14 protein-coding genes are annotated in these 20,393 nt (G+C 39.4%); 4 read left to right on the top strand and 10 right to left on the bottom strand.

Annotation, left to right across the window (positions count from 1 at the left end; translation table 11 throughout):
* The first annotated feature begins 179 nt into the window (after positions 1–179).
* Positions 180–2,030 carry a ShlB/FhaC/HecB family hemolysin secretion/activation protein gene (locus tag FCR06_RS08945; RefSeq protein ID WP_138498716.1) on the top strand — a complete coding sequence of 617 codons (1,851 nt, stop codon included), beginning with the start codon at positions 180–182 and terminating at the stop codon, positions 2,028–2,030.
* A gap of 186 nt (positions 2,031–2,216) precedes the next feature.
* Here FCR06_RS08945 and FCR06_RS08940 read toward each other — a convergent pair whose 3' ends face one another.
* From FCR06_RS08940 to FCR06_RS08925, 4 genes are all read right to left on the bottom strand, one after another.
* Positions 2,217–2,783, bottom strand: coding sequence for a thermonuclease family protein (locus FCR06_RS08940; protein ID WP_138498714.1), 567 nt, complete (start codon positions 2,781–2,783; stop codon positions 2,217–2,219).
* Positions 2,784–3,190: 407 nt separating this feature from the next.
* Positions 3,191–4,516, bottom strand: coding sequence for a DUF58 domain-containing protein (locus FCR06_RS08935; RefSeq protein ID WP_138498712.1), 1,326 nt, complete (start codon positions 4,514–4,516; stop codon positions 3,191–3,193).
* Between the two features lie 129 nt (positions 4,517–4,645).
* Complete coding sequence (locus FCR06_RS08930; protein ID WP_138498710.1) at positions 4,646–7,378, bottom strand: peptidoglycan-binding protein; 2,733 nt, start codon at positions 7,376–7,378, stop codon at positions 4,646–4,648.
* Positions 7,379–7,605: 227 nt separating this feature from the next.
* On the bottom strand, positions 7,606–10,362 hold the full coding sequence (locus tag FCR06_RS08925; protein WP_138498708.1) for a TIR domain-containing protein: 2,757 nt from the start codon (positions 10,360–10,362) through the stop codon (positions 7,606–7,608).
* 701 nt (positions 10,363–11,063) lie between these two features.
* Between FCR06_RS08925 and FCR06_RS08920 the strand changes: the two genes are divergently transcribed.
* The gene (locus tag FCR06_RS08920; RefSeq protein ID WP_138498706.1) at positions 11,064–12,371 is read left to right on the top strand and encodes a hypothetical protein; all 1,308 of its coding nucleotides are present in this window, start codon (positions 11,064–11,066) and stop codon (positions 12,369–12,371) included.
* A 13-nt stretch (positions 12,372–12,384) separates the two neighbouring features.
* On the opposite strand, the gene FCR06_RS08915 is transcribed toward FCR06_RS08920, so the two are convergent.
* Both FCR06_RS08915 and FCR06_RS33450 read right to left on the bottom strand, forming a co-directional pair.
* Positions 12,385–13,065, bottom strand: coding sequence for an S-layer homology domain-containing protein (locus FCR06_RS08915; RefSeq protein ID WP_138498791.1), 681 nt, complete (start codon positions 13,063–13,065; stop codon positions 12,385–12,387).
* Between the two features lie 617 nt (positions 13,066–13,682).
* The gene (locus FCR06_RS33450) at positions 13,683–13,826 is read right to left on the bottom strand and encodes a hypothetical protein (RefSeq protein ID WP_223280081.1); all 144 of its coding nucleotides are present in this window, start codon (positions 13,824–13,826) and stop codon (positions 13,683–13,685) included.
* A 190-nt stretch (positions 13,827–14,016) separates the two neighbouring features.
* Between FCR06_RS33450 and rpiA the strand changes: the two genes are divergently transcribed.
* Positions 14,017–14,727, top strand: a complete 711-nt coding sequence (gene rpiA, locus FCR06_RS08905) for a ribose-5-phosphate isomerase RpiA (protein ID WP_138498704.1) — start codon at positions 14,017–14,019, stop codon at positions 14,725–14,727.
* 228 nt (positions 14,728–14,955) lie between these two features.
* Here the strand turns inward: rpiA and FCR06_RS08900 are convergent, their stop codons facing one another.
* From FCR06_RS08900 to metG, 4 genes are all read right to left on the bottom strand, one after another.
* Positions 14,956–15,357: a metal-sensing transcriptional repressor gene (locus FCR06_RS08900; protein ID WP_138498702.1), complete on the bottom strand. Its 402-nt coding sequence runs from the start codon at positions 15,355–15,357 to the stop codon at positions 14,956–14,958.
* A gap of 235 nt (positions 15,358–15,592) precedes the next feature.
* Positions 15,593–16,831, bottom strand: a complete 1,239-nt coding sequence (gene lptC / locus FCR06_RS08895; RefSeq protein ID WP_138498700.1) for an LPS export ABC transporter periplasmic protein LptC — start codon at positions 16,829–16,831, stop codon at positions 15,593–15,595.
* On the bottom strand, positions 16,828–17,457 hold the full coding sequence (locus FCR06_RS08890; protein ID WP_138498699.1) for an NYN domain-containing protein: 630 nt from the start codon (positions 17,455–17,457) through the stop codon (positions 16,828–16,830). Before FCR06_RS08890 ends, lptC begins: the two co-directional genes overlap by 4 nt.
* A gap of 166 nt (positions 17,458–17,623) precedes the next feature.
* A complete protein-coding gene (metG, locus tag FCR06_RS08885) occupies positions 17,624–19,228 on the bottom strand; it encodes a methionine--tRNA ligase (RefSeq protein WP_138498697.1) in 1,605 nt (534 codons plus the stop codon).
* Between the two features lie 379 nt (positions 19,229–19,607).
* On the opposite strand from metG, the gene FCR06_RS08880 reads away from it, so the two are divergent.
* Positions 19,608–20,333, top strand: coding sequence for a lysophospholipid acyltransferase family protein (locus FCR06_RS08880; RefSeq protein ID WP_138498695.1), 726 nt, complete (start codon positions 19,608–19,610; stop codon positions 20,331–20,333).
* The last annotated feature ends 60 nt before the right edge of the window (positions 20,334–20,393 follow it).

The following is a 20,393-nucleotide window of genomic DNA, read 5'->3' as shown; positions in this document are numbered from 1 at the left end:
ATATAATCCTCAGGGCTTTCACTTAAGTAATCATTGCTGTTTATTATTTTTTAGTTACAAATTTTCTTAAATTTGAATATCAAAAATATGATATTCAGATATTCATCCACCCAAAATACAGTCAATAGTTATCAGTGAACAGATAATTGATAACTGTTCAGCCACCCCACCGAGGATCAATGAAAAAAGGAACAGAAACTAGTGTTAAACCTAAAGCAATGACTCAACCAAAAATTGTCTATCTCTGTGGTCAGTTAGACACTTGGCAAAGTCTGGCAAATCGTAAATGGAATCAGCACAGTTTCGGTTTCAAGTGTGGCTTGTTAATTCTGCCTGCGGTCTGGATTGTAACTGTCAATGCACCCAGAGCTATAGCTAATAACTTTACACCAAACTCGGCTGCAAATAGTAGTTCACCAGAGTTACAAATAGTACAAACTCCAGAACCTTCCCCGATAACTGAGCCTAATCAACCAGCACCAAACCCCCAATCATCTCCACTACAACTAGAAACACCACAACGCATTCGAGTCCGCAAAATCCAGGTTGTAGATAGCACAGTTTTTACTGAAAAGGACTGGAATCCAGTTCTCAAGCCGTTTGAAGAACGAGACTTGACTTTAGAAGAAATCAGACAAGCAGCAGACGCCGTTACCCAACTTTACCTCAATAAAGGTTATTTAAATTCCAGAGCGATTCCAGACACTCAGCAAGCTAGCACCGCCGATGGTGTTGTGGTAATTCGGGTAATTGAAGGACGTTTATCAGAGATAGATATTGAAGGGACGCGGCGATTAAAGCCATCTTATATTCGCAGTCGCGTCAAATTGGGTGCTGGTATACCTCTGAATATTGGTAAGCTGGAAGACCAACTGAAACTATTGCGACTCGATCCCCTGTTGACGAATGTAGAAGCACGTCTGCGTCCCACGGGTAGAGTTGGTGAAAGTGTTCTGGTTGTTAGAGTCGAAGAGGCAAATCCTTTAACTGGTAGCTTGGGTGTAGATAATTATTCGCCTCCTGCGATTGGTGCAGAAAGATTTGGTATTGAACTGCGCGATCGCAATTTAACTGGTATGGGAGATGAATTTGCAGGCTCTTATTTCCACTCGTTCAGCGGTGGTTCTGATATCTTCGATTTTAGCTATCAGGTTCCGGTGAATGCTATGGATGGCAAAGTGCAGATTAGAGCTGCATTTAATCGTAATCAGATTACTGAAGCACCTTTCGATGCGTTTGACATTCGGGCAAACCAGGATCTTTATGAAATCAATTATCGCCAACCATTAATGCGATCGCCCAGAGAAGAATTTGCCTTATCGTTAGGATTTACCTATCAAGACGGTCAAACTTTTCTCTTCGATAACCTTGCAACTCCCTTTGGTGTCGGCCCCGATGCCAATGGAATTAGCCGTACCAGCGTCATTAAGTTTGCTCAAGATTATACCAGACGCGAACCCCAAGGTGCTTGGTTCTTGCGATCGCAATTTAATTTTGGCATTGACATCTTAGATGCCACAATCAACAATGACCCCATACCCGATGGTCGCTTTTTCAGTTGGCTATTGCAAGTACAGCGCGTACAGCGACTCAGCAACAATCAATTATTGCTCGTCCAAGGAGACTTACAGCTAACACCAGATAGCCTCTTACCTTCCGAGCAATTCGTCATTGGCGGGGGACAATCAGTCAGAGGATATCGCCAAAATATCCGCTCAGGAGATAATGGATTTCGGGTGGCGCTTGAAGACAGAATCACAGTGCAACGTAATGAATCTGGATTATCCACAATTCAACTTGCACCATTTGTTGATATGGGAGCGGTCTGGAATAAGTCAAATAATCCCAATCCGCTACCCAATCAAACTTTTCTGATTGGTGCAGGCTTAGGATTATTATGGAATCAAGCCTTTGGAATTGATAATCTGAATTTACGACTCGATTATGGATTTCCATTTATCGACTTGAGCGATCGTGGTAATAACGCTCAGGATGATGGATTTTATTTTAGCCTACGCTATCAGCCTTAATGGGGACTGGGGAGATGGGGAAGGTGGAGCCCCCTCTGGGGATAAGGGGAGATGGGAAGAAAAACTAATGACCGAATAATTAGTAATAATTACGAATTACTGTCTTCGAAGCGGTAGCGATAGCGAAGCGTTAGCGACGGAGGAGCGTCGGAACGAGCGTCATTACGAATTACGAATTATTTTGACTCATTTCTTATATAAACTACGATATTCCCAAGGATTGATAAATTTACGATCGCTCCAAACGCCAACCCGTTGTTCTTTGGCTTTAGCTTCGGCTTGTTGAATTATGCCTCTACTAGGACACTTATTTAAATAGGGACGATACACTTTTGCTAAGCCTTCTTGCAACAATACCTGTTGGATAAAAGTGCCATTTTTTAAGCGAATTTCTGCAATTTTACGTCCATAGCGGTCACTATCAGTAATATTTAAAGTCACGCGATCACCTCCTTGCTGCACGAGTTGTTGCACCCGTTCTTGAGCTTTTCTACCCCAACTAAATTGATTGCGATCGCTACTAACTTTACTCTGTTTTTCCTTATTAGAATGAGCTATTTCTGGCGCATCTACACAAGCAAAGCGCACAGTAAAATTTTTTCCATTACTATCTTTTAGTACTATAGTATCACCATCACTCACTCGCTCAACTACATCTCCAGAATTACCAATAAAGCGATCGCACCCCATCAAACTCAAAATTATGATAGTTGTACACAGCCAAAATAGTACTGTTTTAATTAATTTCTCCATCCCAACTCACCAAGTTATCTTTGAGGCATGATATAGCAAAATCAAAAGATATTGTTTCAACTGTTGACATACTGCCGTAGCTATTCTAATAATATCTGAATTTTCGTATCTACTAATTAATTACCAATCGGCAATCCTTCTCCAGTCACCCAAGCTTCTTGAGGTTGACACTGATATATTTTCCCGGGTGAATCATTTAAAGAATCATCATCTGTGCGATTATATTATCTTTTTACACTATTTATAATTACCTTCGGAATCTTTTCTGTGTTATTTGGCTTTAATTCTGATGCAGTCCCATAAAAATACAAACCATCTGCTGTACCTTCAGAAACACTCGGATTAAAAATACTCTGCGTACCTTTGCGCTTACTTTGTGTTCCTCTGCGTTTAAAACCATTACCATTTTAAAGTTGATTTCGCGCCTTCAATTGCAGATATCGTTCAACCAACTCATCCGCAATTTGATTCGCTGGTGCATCCAACACTAATACACCTTTTTGTTTCAACTGAGCAAATGCCACCTGTCGCTGTGCCAATAAATCTAATGCCACTGCACGCACATAAGCACCCGTAACATTTTCACTAAAAGTATTTGCTAGACTATCGACTTGTGGATCTCGCAGAGTTACGCAAAATGGCAGATAACGGGGTGCTAGTTTGGAAAGTGCAGCCAGCAGTTCCATAGAAGCAGTAACATCAACTAAATCTGTAATCACTACCACCAGCGCCCTGCGAGTTTGTCGTTGCACAACATTTGTTACTGCACCCAAATAATCAGATTCAAATAACACAGGTTGAATCGGAGTCAACTTATCAATTAACTGATTCAAATGAAGTTGACCGCGTTCTGGAGGAATCCACGTATGCATTTGGCGGTCAAAGACACCAACACCAACGCGATCGCCTCGATGTAAACCCGCTAAAGCTAAGGATAAAGTTGCATTCAAACCCCAATCAAATCGTTGCAAACCTTGGACTTTTGCGGTCATCAACCTGCCGCGATCAAGTAAAATCAGCAAAGTTTGCTCTTGTTCTGGTTCCAAAACCCTCACCAGTGGTGGCGAGTTACCATAAGCACCAACCCGACGGGCAGTAGCTTTCCAATCAATAAACCGCAAATCGTCACCAGTGCGATAATTCCGCAGTTCAGCAAACTCTGTACCGATACCCGTTTGCCTAGCTTGGCGCATTGCTCCCGATGATTGCAATGTTAAGCGAATTGTTAGCGATCGCAATCCTACTAAATCAGGATAAACTTTCACTGGCAAACTTTGCAAAATCTGCCAATCATTCCAAGCTAATCCCCAAAGTCCCAATTGTCTTACTTGAATATTTCCCCAAGGAAATTCTCCCCGTTGTGTCGGGTTCACAGTATACGTTAATTCCTGGGTGCTGTTACTAGGAATAGTGGCGTCTAGTGCAGGTACAGATACACTAAAACCTGTTGGATAATAGTCGCGGATTTTAATTTGAGCGTTTGAATTTTTTGATGTCACTTTTAACACAACTGGATTATCCCGCCCTATGGATAATCGCGACGGTAATTCGCGGATAATTTGGACGCGATAACGCCGCACCCGTAAACCATCCACAACCATTAATGTCAAAACTACGACATCAAATAGCAAAGTGATGGCGATGGTTGCAAAAATTGTCAGAAAAAGGGATAGGATAAAGGCGATCGCAATTCCCAATACTAATAAAAAATAAACTCGTCTTGCTGGAACCATTTTTTCGATTCAGGAGTAAGGAGTTAGAGTTGATTAATCAATTAAATCTGTACTAGCATATCCATCTCAGTAGTTAATTTAGTTTAATTACTTCGCAACGAGGATTTATCCCTACTCTTTTCATTAAAGTTAATTCTTATCACTACTATCGGATGAATGGCTTTCTATAGGTGTGGTACGTTTCTCAAGTCCCAAATCAGGCGTCCAGCCATTCGTTCCTAACCCGAATTTTCCTGTCTCAAACCACTCAGATTTTAGTAGTGACCACCAATCAGCCGTCAGCCCTTCCAATATATAGTCATAAGGAAGCCAACCATAACCGCCTTCGCCCCAATTTACTCCCCAAGAGTTTCTAATTAGTAACGCTCCTAGTGATACTTTACCATCAGCATTCTTTATAACCTTATGGTCATCGTAGCCAACTGCAACAACAGCGTGGCCTCCTTTGAGTTTATCTGTTCCAACTGGATATGGAATATGACCTGTTGGATTTGAGTCGTCGTCGATGGAATGATAAACACTAAACCCAAACGCACAGGGAAGACCTGCGACTAAAGCCGTTTTAACCCGAAATAGCAATATATCATATTGAGTCCCCACAGGATTTAAGCGAAAGTATTTCAGGGCTTGATAACTTTGAGCGAAAGAGTAGCAAAAGGGAGTAGGTTCTTGGTCAAACTTGTCTTCTTCGTAAGGCCAATACTCTTCTGGGGGTACGCCAAATAATGCCATGGCCTTCATTGTTTCCCGAAGAGAAGCTCCTACATCACCTTGGCGATGCATTAAATTGCGTGTCACTTTATAAAGGAAGAGTGCAGAAGCATCGATATACCTATCAAAACTTCTTTTCTCAAAATACTCCATTAAAGCAATGCCAGTCTGTGCTGTACATGAGTCTAATGAGCCTTGGTTTTCAATAGGCGAACACCAGAAGCTTAAATCTACAAATTCAGGCATTAATACATATGTTGTATATTTGCTCTTATTTTGTATGCTTTTATGCAAATCCCATTCTATTGGAAGTTGTACATCGCTTTTAAAGTTAGGTTGTTTTTCCAACTCTTGGGATAAGTTTTCTGGTGAAATTTTAATAACTGTTCTCAGAAGTTCTTGTTTAATTCTTTGGCTGTTTACTTCATTTTTACTTAGTCTATCATCTTCTTTGTTGCTTTGTAAAGGAGTGTTTAAGTGTCTCAATAAATCTTGGTTTTCTAGATATTTGATAGATTTAAATATTTCATCTATTTTTGCTAAAGAGTTTTTTACAAAGATATCTGATAATTTTTTGTTGTATTCGTCAGTAATTATTTGAGGAATATTTCTAATTGCTAGTTTTAAATTTAAAATGGTTGAAATAGCCAGATGTGAAGATACTGGATTTGAATCCCACTCTTTAAAAAATTCGTTTTCTTGTTCTCTTTTACGAGATATTTTAGTAAGATTATCAGGTGAAGTCTGCTTTTGAAGTTGCGAAAAAATATATTTAATAATTGTTTCTATATTTTCAGAAGTCTCAGATAATATTGGATCGAGTTTGATTTTTTGGTTACCTATCAAATAAATTTTGTAATATTTTTCAAACCATTTGTCAAGTTGCTGCAACACATCTATTACAGCCTTTTCAAGATTTTTATGTTGAACTATTGGAGAAAGGATTTGAGCAACTACTTGGACTATTAAATCAATTGTTTGTTTTAAGTACTGGTGATGGTTGATAGTATCAGTATCTGCGTCTAAATAAAACTCTTTTTTGCTAAATAAGTTTACCGCACTATATTCACTTAATTCTTTAAGTTGAATAAATTCATCAATTTTAAAAATCTTTAAAATTATTTCATAAAGTTGAATCGGTATTGGTGAAGAATGAGTAATAACTGAGCGTTTCCACTCCTGATTTTTTAGCCTAATTAATTCATGTAATATTCGCCAGGTTTGTGGACCAACAATACCATCTACTATAAGTTTATATTTAATCTGAAAATTTATAACTGCTTGCTTTGTTGATGAACCGAAACACTCTGTTGGCTTAAAATTAAATTCTTCTATATGACTCAAAAGCTCCTGTAAATATCTGACATTTTCACCTTCAATTCCCATCCTCAGTGTAGGCAGGGGATTATCCTTTAGTTTAGGCTTTTGAGGTTGTTGATTAGATTCTTGAAAAGCAGAGTTTAATATTTCCTGAAAGTCTAATTTTTTTTCTTGATTTTTTAAACTTTGTAATATTTCTAAAATTTGGTTTAATCTTTCAAGTGTAGCTGTATCAACAATACTATCATTTGGTAATCTAAGTTTTTCCTTAAATTTTTTGATAGCTTTTCTAGTATTTACTCCAAAATATCCACATTCAATGTAGCAAGTATTATCTCCATGTTTTATTTTAAAGACTTCTTGTAATTCTTGAAGAGAGTTTTTTAAATCATTAAAATCTGCTATATTTAAATAGTTATTAAAATCTAATAATTTTTGTTGAAATTCGTATACTTGATAACTTATACATCCAAAAGCTAAAAAGGTTTTTTCTTGTACAGATATTCCTTTTACCAACTGAAAATTTCCACCGATTGTTTTCTTAATTTCATCAATTTCTTGGGCTAAATTTTCGGGTAAAAATGGCTTATCTGTATTTTTACTTAGAGAAGCACCTTCGTTATTTGGGTTCTCCGACATTTTGATATCATTCAGGCTTTGTAATAAGTTTAAAACCTGATTTATAACATTTTGAGTTACTAATCCTTGAGAATCATTAGTTATTTGTATCTCTTCAAATTTGGGCTTTAATTTATTATCAATTTTAGTTACATCGTAATCTCTAACATCAGGGTAATCTGGTACCCAGCCTATTCCTTTTTTATCTACCATAACTTCCTTAGATATTTATCTTGTTATATTTATCTAGTCCTACGGTAATTTTTATGCACAAAATTGATATTTCAGTAAAATTAAAGTAGAACATATTACTGTTTTCCCACAAGTGAGATTGACTTATAGTTTACACAGCTAAACAGGTAAGTTAACTATAAGCCATCATAAACTGTAAAAACTAGCACAGATAATCTATTAAGCGATTATTTATAATATATGCTTAATTAAGAGTATTTCCGAGTTATACCATCATCACAAAGATGGTTTTCTGCATCGGTAGCACCGTAAGCATCACTTTTTGCCTTAGTATTATTAATTAAATAATCGTGCAGCCAATCGCACCCCTGTACTGTTAGAGTATCTAGAGTTAGATTTTCTACATTCCACAAAATCGCTGTGTCATCTTTACTCCCAGAGACAAGAGTCTTGCCGTCAGGGCTAAAACTGATACCATTGACTTCAGCGCTATGCCCAATCAGAGTTATAATCAATCTACCGTCTTTATGCCAAAGTTTCACTGTCTTGTCATCACTAGCGGTAGCAACGATTTGACCGTCAGGACTGAAAATTGCTTGCTCGATCGCAGCGCTATGACCATTCAGGCTAACAATCTCACCACCGTCTAGCGGTTGGAGTTTTGCTATGCCGTCATCACGACCAATAGCAATCATTTTGCTGTCTGGGCTGAAACTGACGCTGGAGATAGGAGTATCCTGCTTCAGAGTGTTAAACACAAGCCACTGACCCTGTTTTTTCCAGAGTTTCACTGTTTTATCCTCACTGGCTGTGGCAATCATCTTGCCGTCTGGACTGAAACTCACGCTATAAATAGGTAAGGTATGGTCAAGGGTTTGCAGCTTATGACCCTGTTTGTCCCAGAGTTTCACTGTGTTGTTATCACCTGCTGTAGCAATCGTCTCTCCATCAGGGCTAAAATTCACACTATATATGCGACCGCCCCCATGTATGAGGGTGATAGGCTCCTTTATTTGACGATTCCATAGTCTTACCTTTCCGTCATAACTGGTAGTAGCAAGCGTTTGACCATTAGGGCTGAAACGTACATCCCAGATTGTAGATTTATTTGCCTTGATGAATTTGATTTCCTTACCTTGCCGATTCCAGAGTTTCACAGTTCCATCAGAACTGGCGGTAGCGATCGCCTGACCATCAGGTGAGAAACTTACATGATTGACATCATTTTTATGTCCGTTAAGAACAGTTAGCCAATTATTGTTAATTTGCCATAATTTTACTGTCTTGTCATCACTAGCAGAGGCAATAGTACGACCGTCCGGGCTAAAACTCACGCTATTGACTTGGCCACTATGTCCCTTGAAGGTAGTAAGTTTCTCACCGTTTCTGTTCCAGAGTGTCACAGTGCTATCCCCATTTGCTGTAGCCAGTGTTTGATTAACAGGATTGAAACTTACACCATAGATGGGAGCGCTATATTTTAAGCTCTTAACCTGTTTGCCCTCTAAATTCCAGAGTTTCACAGTTTCGTTTCTACTTGCAGAGGCAAGGGTACGACTATCCGGGCTGAAACTCACGCTAGTGACTGTATTTTCACCCTCTTTTAGGGTATTTAGTTCCTTACCCTCTTTGTTCCAGAGTTTCACGTTGCCGTTGATACTAGCAGAGGCTAATGCTTGACCGTCGGGGCTAAAACTCACGCTAAAAACTGAACCTGGATGCCCGTTGAGAGTTTTGAATTGTTGACCATCTTTTTTCCAAAGTCGCACCATCTTGTCGTCACCACCAGAAGCCAGAGTTTTACCGTCAGGGCTAAAACTGACAGCCCGAATTCCCCTATCGAGTTCCTTAAAGGTTTTAGGTTTCTTGCTGTTTTGATTCCAAAGTTTCACCGTTCCGTCTAAACTCGCAGAAGCGAGTATTTGATTGTCGGGACTAAAACTTAAACTCATAACTTCGCCCTGATGCCCTTGTAAAGTTTTGAGCAAATGACCGTGTTTGTTCCAGAGTTTCACTGTTGTGTCTGCACTAGCGGTGGCAAGAATTTCTCCATCAGGACTAAAAGTAACGCTTTGGATCAGATTGCTGTGTCCCTGGAGGCGTGAGCGTTCTCTTACCCAATAAATCGCCTGTCCCAACACAGTCATCACTTTTGCTCGTTCCTCATTTGGAATCGTAACTTTGGCTTTTTCTAGTTCTTTGAGTTTTTTCCCAGCTTTTAAAGCTTCTATTAAGGCATCAAAGGTATCTCTGTTTGCCGTAAAACGTCCGTCTGACGCTGAAATTAGAGCTTGAAGTTCCGATTTTGCTGCTGCTATCCGCTGGCGGTCAGCTTCTTTCCAGCCAATTGCTGCAAAAATAGCCAATCCTGTTGAAATCACAAACCCTGAATTCAAAGCAATTAATCTTCTTCTGTGACGTGCCCTTTGGGCTTTGCGACTTTCGCCAATGTATTCTTGTTGGAGTGGTGTAATTAAGGGCTTTTTTCCTGCTCCTTTAGTGAACCATTGTTCTGCTTCTTCTAGTTGACTACCTTGCAGCAAGTAACTACTGTTGCGTTTTTTCTGTTCCCACTCCAACGCCACTACGAGTAAGCGGGTATGCTCTTTAACATGAGCTAAATCTGTATCAAGCGTATCGAGTAATGATTGCAAAGCTATATTGAAATCATTAGTTTCTTCAAAGAAGATATAATTAATTTTTGCTAATTCGGGATGAACACCCTCAGCATACTGCCACACGATTGGCACTAAACGTTTATTGTGCTTGTGAGCGTGTTCAATCTCTTCAACGCAGACTTCAGAAACAACTGAATTCAGACTAATAACAAAGATAAAATTATCAGCAGCTTCAATTCCTTGGTAAATTTCTTTGCGCCAATCTGCCGTAAACGGAATTCCCTCCCAGTCCACCCAGACTTCTCGGTTGTGTTCTTTGAGCGCTTCATAAAGCCTTTTAACAAACTCTTTATCTTTGCGGGAGTAAGAAATAAACGCTTGATTCATCTAATTATCTATAAATACTTAATAAATACCTATTTGCAAAAAACTTACTGTTTAGTAAAAAAATATATTCTTTCTAAAAAGAAATAACAAAATACAAATTTCCTATATAGTTTAGATTTTTTACTATATGATAATTTGGGCGATCGCATTTCAGTCAAAGACGAAAATTAGCTATTTTGATACAAAGCTTTAAATAGTAAAAATAGCGGTAAGAAATTCCATCTACAATAAACAAAACCCACCTCTGCAAAAGAGAGACTATGTAACCAAGCCACTGCACCCTTGCGGATTAACAGATTTGTAGACGCCCTCGCAAACACGAGTGTATCTTTGTCAACAGAAGCGTAGCAAGTGGCGCGCCTCTATTCTCAGGGCTTAGTCTCCTAAGTCTCCTTCTCTGTATCTGAGATGCTTGAACTGCATAAGAGCAGCAGCTCAGCTAATTGTGTGCTAATAGATAGCTACACCAAGACTCAGGTGAACAAAACTGACTGGACGCCGAGAACACAGAGTTAAAAGGTAAATTTTTGACTACTAAGTATCAATTGCTAATGACTAATAACTTCTTGAGTTGTTAGGATGAAATGACCATCTAAACTTACGTTCAAAATATTTGCTGTTGAAAAAAGCAAAAATATCAAACAGCAACGCTGCTTTTGTCAAGTTTTACCGATTTGAGTAAATAATTAATTACTAAACCCATGCCACATCGTCATTATCCTCCCGCCTACTTACGCTATCTCAGAGCCAGGTTATGGAATCTAAGTCGACCTGGTTTTTGGGTAACTGCAATTTTTTTATCTGGAGTCGGACTATTAACTTGGGAATACTGGTCAAATCCAGATATTTTTGCTTATAAGCCAAAAAATCAAGTGGCCTCACAAAAGCCTGCTGACTCTTCCTTGTCAGAAGAAGACAAAGCTATTGCAGCGGATATTGATAACTTGCCAGTTTTGTTTAATGACTTTGACCAAGCAACTCTCTCAGCAACGGCAAATTCTTCCAAGGAAAAGGATGAGCAAAAAAAGAGCAAAGGCTTATTAGATGATTTAATTAATAAACAAAAGTCTATTAGTGATAGCAAATCAAAACCTGATTCAGAAGTAGTTAATTCTGAACCTCCCTCAACCCTGAAAAATCCCTTTATCACCCAAACAGAAAATTTATTGCGTACTGGAACGGTTGATAGTAATAGCCAGTTTCTTGGTCTCAATTCTTTTAATGGGACGTCTGAAAAAGAAGGGCAACAAACATCTTCTAGTCTGKGAATTGGATTAACTAATCAAACCAATAACAATCAAAATTCTGTCTCCACTAACCCTCTGCAAGCAGCACTCACCGATTCGACAAACCAGAAGTCTAACTCGAATGGGATTAATGCTACTGGGTTAAATGCTTCAGGACGTGTCTCTGACACAGGATCAAGGTTGATGACACCGATGAACAGTTTACCCACTCAAAATTCTCTACCAACTACTGGGATAAATCCTGGGACAGGTTACACGTCAACGGGTACAAACTTACAACCAAATCCCTACACTAATTTAAACAGTGGCCAAGTACCAGTAACACCTCCAGTCAATTCTGTTGTACCCACTAATAATATTGCACCTTACTCTAGCCAAAGTCCGAATCAAGGTGTTGTTACGCCCACAAGCCGTATGGGATATGGGAATTATGGCTTGCAGCAGCCAACCCAAGTACCACAGTCTACTTATGGGAATTATGGCTTGCAGCAACCAACCCAAGTACCACAGTCTACTTATGGGAATTATGGCTTGCAGCAGCCAACCCAAGTACCACAGTCTGCTTATGGAAATTATGGCTTGCAGCAGCCAACCCAAGTACCACAGTCTACTTATGGGAATTATGGCTCGCAGCAGCCAACCCAAGTACCACAGTCTACTTATGGGAATTATGGCTTGCAGCAGCCAACCCAATCAACGCAGTCTACTGCGGCATATATGCGCCAGATTTTAGACAAATATAGAGGTCAGAATCAAAGGTGATATAAAAATTCAGCTAAGGAGATTGTGGGCTATTTGGAATAATCGGAACGTCTGGTGTTTCAGGTTGTTGTTTTTGGCGTTGCAAATATTTACTCAATACATCAGCTATATCCCCACGGGTGACAGGCTTTAATGGGGAAATATTGTTTTGAGCATCTGTATTTAGAAATCCTTCACTTACTACTGTGGCGATCGCTTTTCTCGCCCAAGATGGGATAGACTTTTCATCTGGATATACAGCGAGAATTTCATCAACGGTATCATCGGAAAACTGAAATACGCCATAAGCCTGAGCGAAAATCGCAAAAGCTTCTGCTCTAGTCACTCTTTGATTAGGGAAAAATTGATTCCCTCGATAACCTTTCATGATGTCAGTTTTTAACACCGTTTGGATATCATTAAATGCCCAATAGGACGCAGGAACATCTGGAATTGCTAAATTTTCTTTGCTAACAGCTTGTCTTTTATCTAAGCGAAATGCTTTGACCATAATTGAGGCTAATTCTGCTCTACTCACTAATCTTTCTGGATAAAAATTGCCATCGGAAAAATTTGTCATCCATTTGAGAGCAACTACCTGTTGAATAGAATCAGATGGTGTTCCAGAAGTCGATTGTGACACTTGAGCCTGAGCAATTGCTGGCAAGTTTTGTAGTAGTGCTAATAAAGATAAAGTAATTGAAAGGTGACGCATCATAAATAAGCACTTTTAGCGATAATGTTAATTTAAAAAACTACGTTATTGAAGTTAACGCAAAATTTGGTCTCAGTTAGTGACGAATTGAGGCTGGGTAATGTTGCGTAGCTACGTTAGGTATGGCTTTAATGCTCTACCCAGCTAGAAGCCGCAAGATTGACGGGTGTGGCACTGCTATCTCAAAAGTTGTTATGTTAGAAAAATAGATGCAACTGAACTTCCAACTTCCGACGCACACCTTAGAAAGCTCAATTGAGTGAGGTCTTGTCTGCTTTTAGGCAGTGATAAATTTTAAAAATTAGGACTGTGTTCAGAATCCCAGCACTTCCCATCATGCCAGATTCTACTAGTGTGTTCGCATTCTGATTTATCGTAAATCCAAGGAATTGAAGTAGGGTAATACAAGGGAAATATGGGAGTAAGGGAAGAAAGTATAATGTAGCTACAAGTCGATAGAATTATTATAAATCCTATAAAAAACAGGATATTGGCAGGAGTCCAAAAAGGACATAAACCTTTTTCATAGCGTAAACGCTGTTTAGAGCGACGTTCTGAACCTGCTAGCAACACCACATAAAACCTTAATCCGGGAATTGGCACTGAAACTCTTATGTCTAAAGGATGACGAGTCCAACACGAGAGCTAAAACTCCTTTTTATGGCTTCTAATTGCTCCACCGTGAAGCTATTAACTACTTCCGGGGCAATCTTAACGAAAAATTGCTCAAAAGTAGGATCGGTGTATTGGGGCTTATTCATAAAATTAGTATATTAATATACTAATAATTGCATTGTTATTTTTTTCGTTCCGGATACTAGAATGTTTTATTTTTTAGAAGTCCTAATTAAGCAAGTAAAAATCAGTAAAAACTTGTTTTTTTAGCTTTCATCTTTTGGTGTTATCTGACCACTACTATGGACTATAGTCAGTTTTTCAGGAGTTTTGGGAATGACCGCAGCAGCAGATCCCGTAAAGTTGATGAAGCAAGAAGTTGGCAAAGCCGCCGCCGCCTTGGTAAAGTCGGGTTCCATTGTGGGGTTGGGTACAGGGTCAACTACAGCATACACAATTCAGTTTTTGGGCGATCGCCTCAAGTCTGGTGAACTTAAAGATATCATTGGTATACCTACCTCGTTTCAGTCAGAAGTGCTGGCGAAGGAGTATGGTGTTCCTCTCGCCACCTTGGACGCTATTGACCACATTGATATTGCCATTGATGGGGCGGATGAAGTCGATCCCCAAAAGAATTTGATTAAAGGCGGTGGTGCAGCACATACCCGCGAAAAAGTTGTAGATTATCTAGCAGAACAGTTTATTGTCGTAGTAGATAGCGGTAAGTTAGTAGACCGCTTGGGTTCTAGTTTTGCTGTACCCGTGGAAGTGATTCCAATGGCAATTACTCCTGTAACCAATGCCATCAAAAAACTTGGTGGTAAACCAGAACTGCGTATGGGTGTCAAAAAAGCTGGCCCCGTTATCACTGACCAAGGTAATTTTGTCTTAGATGTCAGATTTGACTCTATTGAAGATCCAGTCAACTTAGAAAAGACGCTGAATAATATTCCTGGCGTTCTGGAAAATGGTATTTTCGTTAACTGCGTCGATTTAGTATTAATTGGTGAAGTCAAAGATGGTCAGCCATTAGTACGGCAACTGTAAAAATTTGAGATTTTGGATTTTAAATTTTAAAAGTATTTAAAATCCAAAATTAAGAATGTGTTGCTAATTAAAAAAACCACTCTTATTCACTCTGACAATTAATGGAAATGGAGATGGACAATAGGGGCAGATAAGTAACTTTTATCAAAACTAACGTGACCCTATGTCAACTTGGTGAAGTGACTAAAGCCTGTTTTTGTTATGAATTCTGCGATATTTTTCTTACTTTTAAGGCAAAAACCGATCTAAAGCGGCTTTTAATTGTTCAATTTCAACTTCCATATTGCCTTCTTTTGCGGCTCTGAGAATACACTCGGTTAAATGTTCATCTAAAACAATTCGCGCTACCCGATCTAATGCACCCCGCACTGCGGCTATTTGTAATAAAACATCAGGACAAGGGCTACTTTGTTGCACCATTGTTTTAATACCACGAATATGCCCTTCTATCCGCGACAGCCGATTAACAATTCGTCGTAATGACTCTTCGCTATGGACATGAGGATGACCTAATTCTCTATGCCCAGAAGTATGATTTAGATGTTCGTGGTCTGTATCCTGATTATGAGAGTGTTCTGCTTGCTCGGATGTTGGCAACGATTCTTTATCTAATCGGTTCGATCCATTCATGGGTAATCAAAGGACTTATAGTACTAAGATCCTAGCCTAGTAGTTGACGCCAAATTGGGGAGATGAGGGAGAGGCATCGGGGCAAGGGGCAGGGGGCAGGATGCAGGAAGTATGGGGAGTGTGGGAAGTGTGGGGAGTGTGGGGAGTATGTGGGGGGAAAGATTTCTTCCCCATCTTCCCACACCTGCTTTTTTCCCCTCTGCTCCCTGCTCCCCATCCTCCGACTCCCTACTCTCTACTGACGATTCGCTCTTTCTTGGGGAATAATCTCTGTTATTACCCTACCGCCAGAATTACCACCTTTGACAACAATATTTTCTGTCTGCAAATTCCCAACGGCTGTTTCGCCGATGAAATTTAATGGTGGGTCAATTTGTCGATAAACTACATTTCCTTGAGCTTCAACTAATTTATTGTCTAAATACCAAGTTAACGTATTAGAATTTAAAGATTGGCGACGCTGACCAACGGCGTTGACATTACCTGTTAAATAAACCGTTTTTTGCGGTATTTTCATTTCACCTTGATTAGCTGTAACGGTGACTTTTTCCACACGCTGGAACATGCGCGTAAAAGACTTTGTGGTGACGGTTTCTGCGTTCATGTTCCAGGTCATAGAGTTACTAGCAATTTGTAATGGTGGGTCTAGTAAATCTAATTGGGCATTTTGTTGGAGGATGGCAATTTTAGTTTTTAAGTTGACTTCGGCAGAATTTCCTTTGCCGCGATCGCTAATTTGATTATTTTTATAACGGTCTATTTGTACGGGGCGATCGGCAATTAATTTTTCTTCTTTAATATTCCAATTCAAATGCTCGGTTCGCATTTGCAATTGGGGATCGGCGGAATTTGCTACTACTCCTCCAGAAAATTCTATCCGCTGCTGGCGAGTTTTTACTCGCGCTTCTTGCGCTACTGCTTGTAGTTGTTTATGAGTACCGTTAATTTGGTTGCGGACAATCAACAAATCTTCTTGGGGACGCCATTCTAGTTCATTACCTTGCAAGACAACACCATTTTTCGGGTCTGTGGCAAGTATCTTACCTTTGAGAAATAGCTGCTTTCCATCTTGTTCAATGTCTGCTACATCCGCTTTGACTTGGTAAACGACTTTGCCATCTTGGTACAGTTCTCCATAAGGATTTTCAGCCTGACCAATTTGCTTTTCTTTGGTATATTTCGCCCGTTTTGCTTGGACTTTCCAAATTGGCCGTCCCACTTCATCTGCTTGTTCTAAGGTGACATCAAAGAATGTCAATTTACTATCTTCGTCAGATGAATCAGCAGTATTTGCTTGAGAAGCTATGGGAGATTTCCCCCCACAGCTGACTAATCCAGTTACTAAAAAAAAGCTCAAAAGCAAAATCAAGAAAGAGGAAAGTCGGGGAGTGAGTGAGGGAGAAAATTTCTCTCCCTTGCCCTCTGCCCTTTGCCCCAATATCTCTGTTGCTTTATGATTAAACTGATACTTCATTCTTGGATTTCTAAATGTCCCTCGCTAGTTCTTGGGTCTTCCAAAAATCCCATACTCGATAGTGGTCGATATGGATAGCTTTGACGAGGGGTTTTTTGAATATCTTCTTTGATGGCTTCTAAATCAATATAGCGATCGCTTACATTAATTAAGCTGTCACTGGTCATGGAACGCAAACTCACTACCTCTACCCTGACACCACGATAGCTTACAGAATTGACTGCGTACGCCAAATCGCCATCACCGCTAACTAAAACTGCGGTATCATAAGAATCGACTAACGCCATCATATCGACTGCTATTTCTACATCCAGGTTAGCTTTTTTAGAGCCATCTGGCAGTTGTACCAAGTCCTTTGCAATGACTCGATAGCCATTGCGACGCATCCACAGCAAAAATCCCTGTTGCTTCTCGTTTGTCCGGTCTACACCAGTATAGAAGAAAGCTCGCAGTAACCGAGAACCTCCAGTTAATCTACACAACAGCTTCGTGTAATCAATTTCAATTCCTAATTGTAGTGCAGCATAAAATAAATTTGAACCATCTATAAATATGGCGACTCGACCCCGATTTTCCAAAACTTGTTCTGGTGTAAATATCGAGTCATTTTCTAAATTATTCAACATTGTTGTCATACCTCAGTTGTTATCCCTGTTATTTTTGATACAAATTACCAAGTTTTACATTCTAGTCACAGCGGTTTATGATAATGATCCGGAGCTAATTAACTTCAGCCCCGATAAATTTTTCCCAGAAAATTAGAAATTGAACAAAATTAGAGTTTGATATGGATTAATGGTTTTTTGGGGGTTCTATACGTTTAAAAATTGGTTGAGGTGTACCCAACTGTTGTTTACTAGATAGTACCCCCCAAGTTGCATGGGTGGCAAAAGGAGCATAAAGCGAACTTTGGATGCGATCATTAAAGTTTATTCCGAAGCCCAATTGCTGATAAATATCGCTACTGATGTTCGGAATAATTGGTGATAATAGATAAGCTGCTAGTCTAACTGATTCTAGTACTGCGTACAGAACTTTTTCGACTTCCTGCTGCTGTCCTTGCTTATATAATGACCAAGGAGCTTGTTCATCAATAAACTTATTACTAGCTTGCACCAGTAAAAGGATAGATTCGCAGGCTTGATTGAAAGCTAGCTGCTCATAGGCTTGTTTTACCTGTTCCCCCAGAGGTAAACCAATTGTTTTTAAAGGATTTTCTTCAGAGATTATTTCGTTGCCGATTGATGGTACATTATTCTGGGCGCAGTATTTTTTGACCATGCTCAAGGTGCGATTGAGCAAATTACCTAATTTGTCTGCCAAATCTGCATTCAGAGAATTAATGAACCTAACTTCATTAAAATCTCCATCCTTGCCAAATTCGATTTCCTTAAGGAAGTAATAACGAACGGCATCGCTACCATAGCGTTGGACTAACTCTACAGGATCGAGAGTATTACCCAGACTTTTGCCCATTTTTAGACCGTCTTTAGTCAAAAACCCGTGTCCAAATACTCGGTCTGGGAGGGGTAAACCAGCTGATAACAGCATCGCTGGCCAGTAAACTGCGTGGAAGCGCAGAATATCTTTACCAATTAAATGCAAATTAATTGGCCACCATGTCTCTAAGGCATTGGCTAAAGTTGGTTCTGCATTGGGTTCAAGTAATGCAGTTACATAACCGAGTAGTGCATCAAACCACACATAAAGTGTGTGCTTGGGATCGGTTGGTACTGGAAAACCCCAATCTAAATTCACCCGTGAAATTGAAAAGTCTTGCAGACCTTGATTAACAAAGCTTAGGACTTCGTTGCGCCGAGTTTCTGGTTGGATAAAATCTGGTTTTAACTGATAAAGTTCTGTCAGTTTATTTTGATATTTAGATAAGCGAAAAAAATAGTTTTGTTCGTCTCGCCACTCGACTTCTTTATTAGTATGAATTGGACAGTGGTGTCCTTCTAAAAGTTCTCGTTCTTCTTTAAATTCTTCACAAGATACACAATACCAGCCTTGTTGTTGTCCTTGGTAGATATCGCCTGATTTCCATACTCGCTCAAAGAATTCTTTCACAATCGCTTCATGACGAGGCGCAGTAGTCCGACTAAAGCGATCATATTGAATATCAAGCAACTGCCACAAACTCACAAAACTAGGCACAATTTCATCGCAAAAATCTTGTGGGGCTTTACCTAAAATTTCTGCCGATCGCTGAATTTTTTGCCCATGCTCATCTGTACCCGTAATTAATAGTACTTGATGCCCCAATAGCCGATGAAATCTGGCTACTACATCGGCGGCGATCGTTGTATAAGCGCTGCCTATATGAGGTATATCGTTAACATAATATAGGGGTGTTGTTAGTGCAAATGTCTTTTGTGTTTTATTCACTAGATTCATGCAAAATAAAATCAACTTATTAAAACGTTTTACATATTATATTTTTCTTTAGCAAAACCACGTCATTATATAACATTATTCCTATTTTTTCCAACTACACCTTAATATTAGCAAATTTCTCTGCTTAGCAATTGTTTGATAATATGCATTAATTCAGCTGATTTTTGCCTAAAATCCAGAAATTAACAACTAGTTTTGGAAATACTTTTGATAACATATTCTTGTGTTTAGGAATACATATACTCAGAATGCAGAAAATCCGCTCAGCTTTGTATATTCAGACATTTCTATCTTAAGACGGTCATGGTAGTAGTAAAGAAATGTAAAAATTAAATTAAGCTAAACTGCCACATTTATCGGAAAATATTATTGATGAAGTATGAGTGTAAATACTCCTGAGCTGATTTCGCAAGCTTTGTTGGCGGGGCTTTCAACACAAATGTTTCGCTATTACGAAGATCGCATTCCCCAAGATGCTAGCGTCTTGGTAGTCAGCAATCATCGCAGCTTTATGGATGCACCGATTTTAATGGCGGCGTTATCGAATCCAATTCGATTTGCTTGCCATCACTACATGGGACAAGTGCCGATAATGCGGGAGATTGTTACTAAGCAACTAGGGTGTTTTCCTTTGGAAGAAGCTCAAAACCGCCAACAAAGCTTTTTTGTGCAGTCACAGATGCTATTGCAGTCTCGGCAGATGGTGGGAGTATTTCCTGAAGGAACAGAACCAATGGTAAAATTTACTGTGCCAAACATGGTGGGTGAATTTCAGCGAGGATTTGCTCATTTAGCGTTGAGGGCTGATGTGGAGGATTTAGCAATTTTGCCGATCGCCATCGCTTCTTTAGAAGAAGTAAACACTTCTGGCTTTCCCCTGCGGCTATTGAGTTTATTCGATCCTTCAGAACCCTTATTCAACCAATCAGGTTGGCATCCTTTGGTAATTTATCGTCGGGTTGCTGTATTAATTGGTCACCCTTATTGGATTACTCCCCAACATCAAAAAAGATATCGTGGCAAACAAGCCAGAACTGTTGTGGCAGAAGTAACCAAACATTGCCAAAAAGAAGTTAGTAACTTACTGCGTCAAGGTTGCTATTAGACCAATCCAATTTTGGATTGTCACCACGACTTGCAGTCGGCTGTGAAACGTTTTTTATTG

The organism is Nostoc sp. PA-18-2419, from assembly GCF_005869855.1.
GTDB lineage: Bacteria > Cyanobacteriota > Cyanobacteriia > Cyanobacteriales > Nostocaceae > Nostoc.
This window is presented reverse-complemented; position numbering and strand designations above follow the sequence as displayed.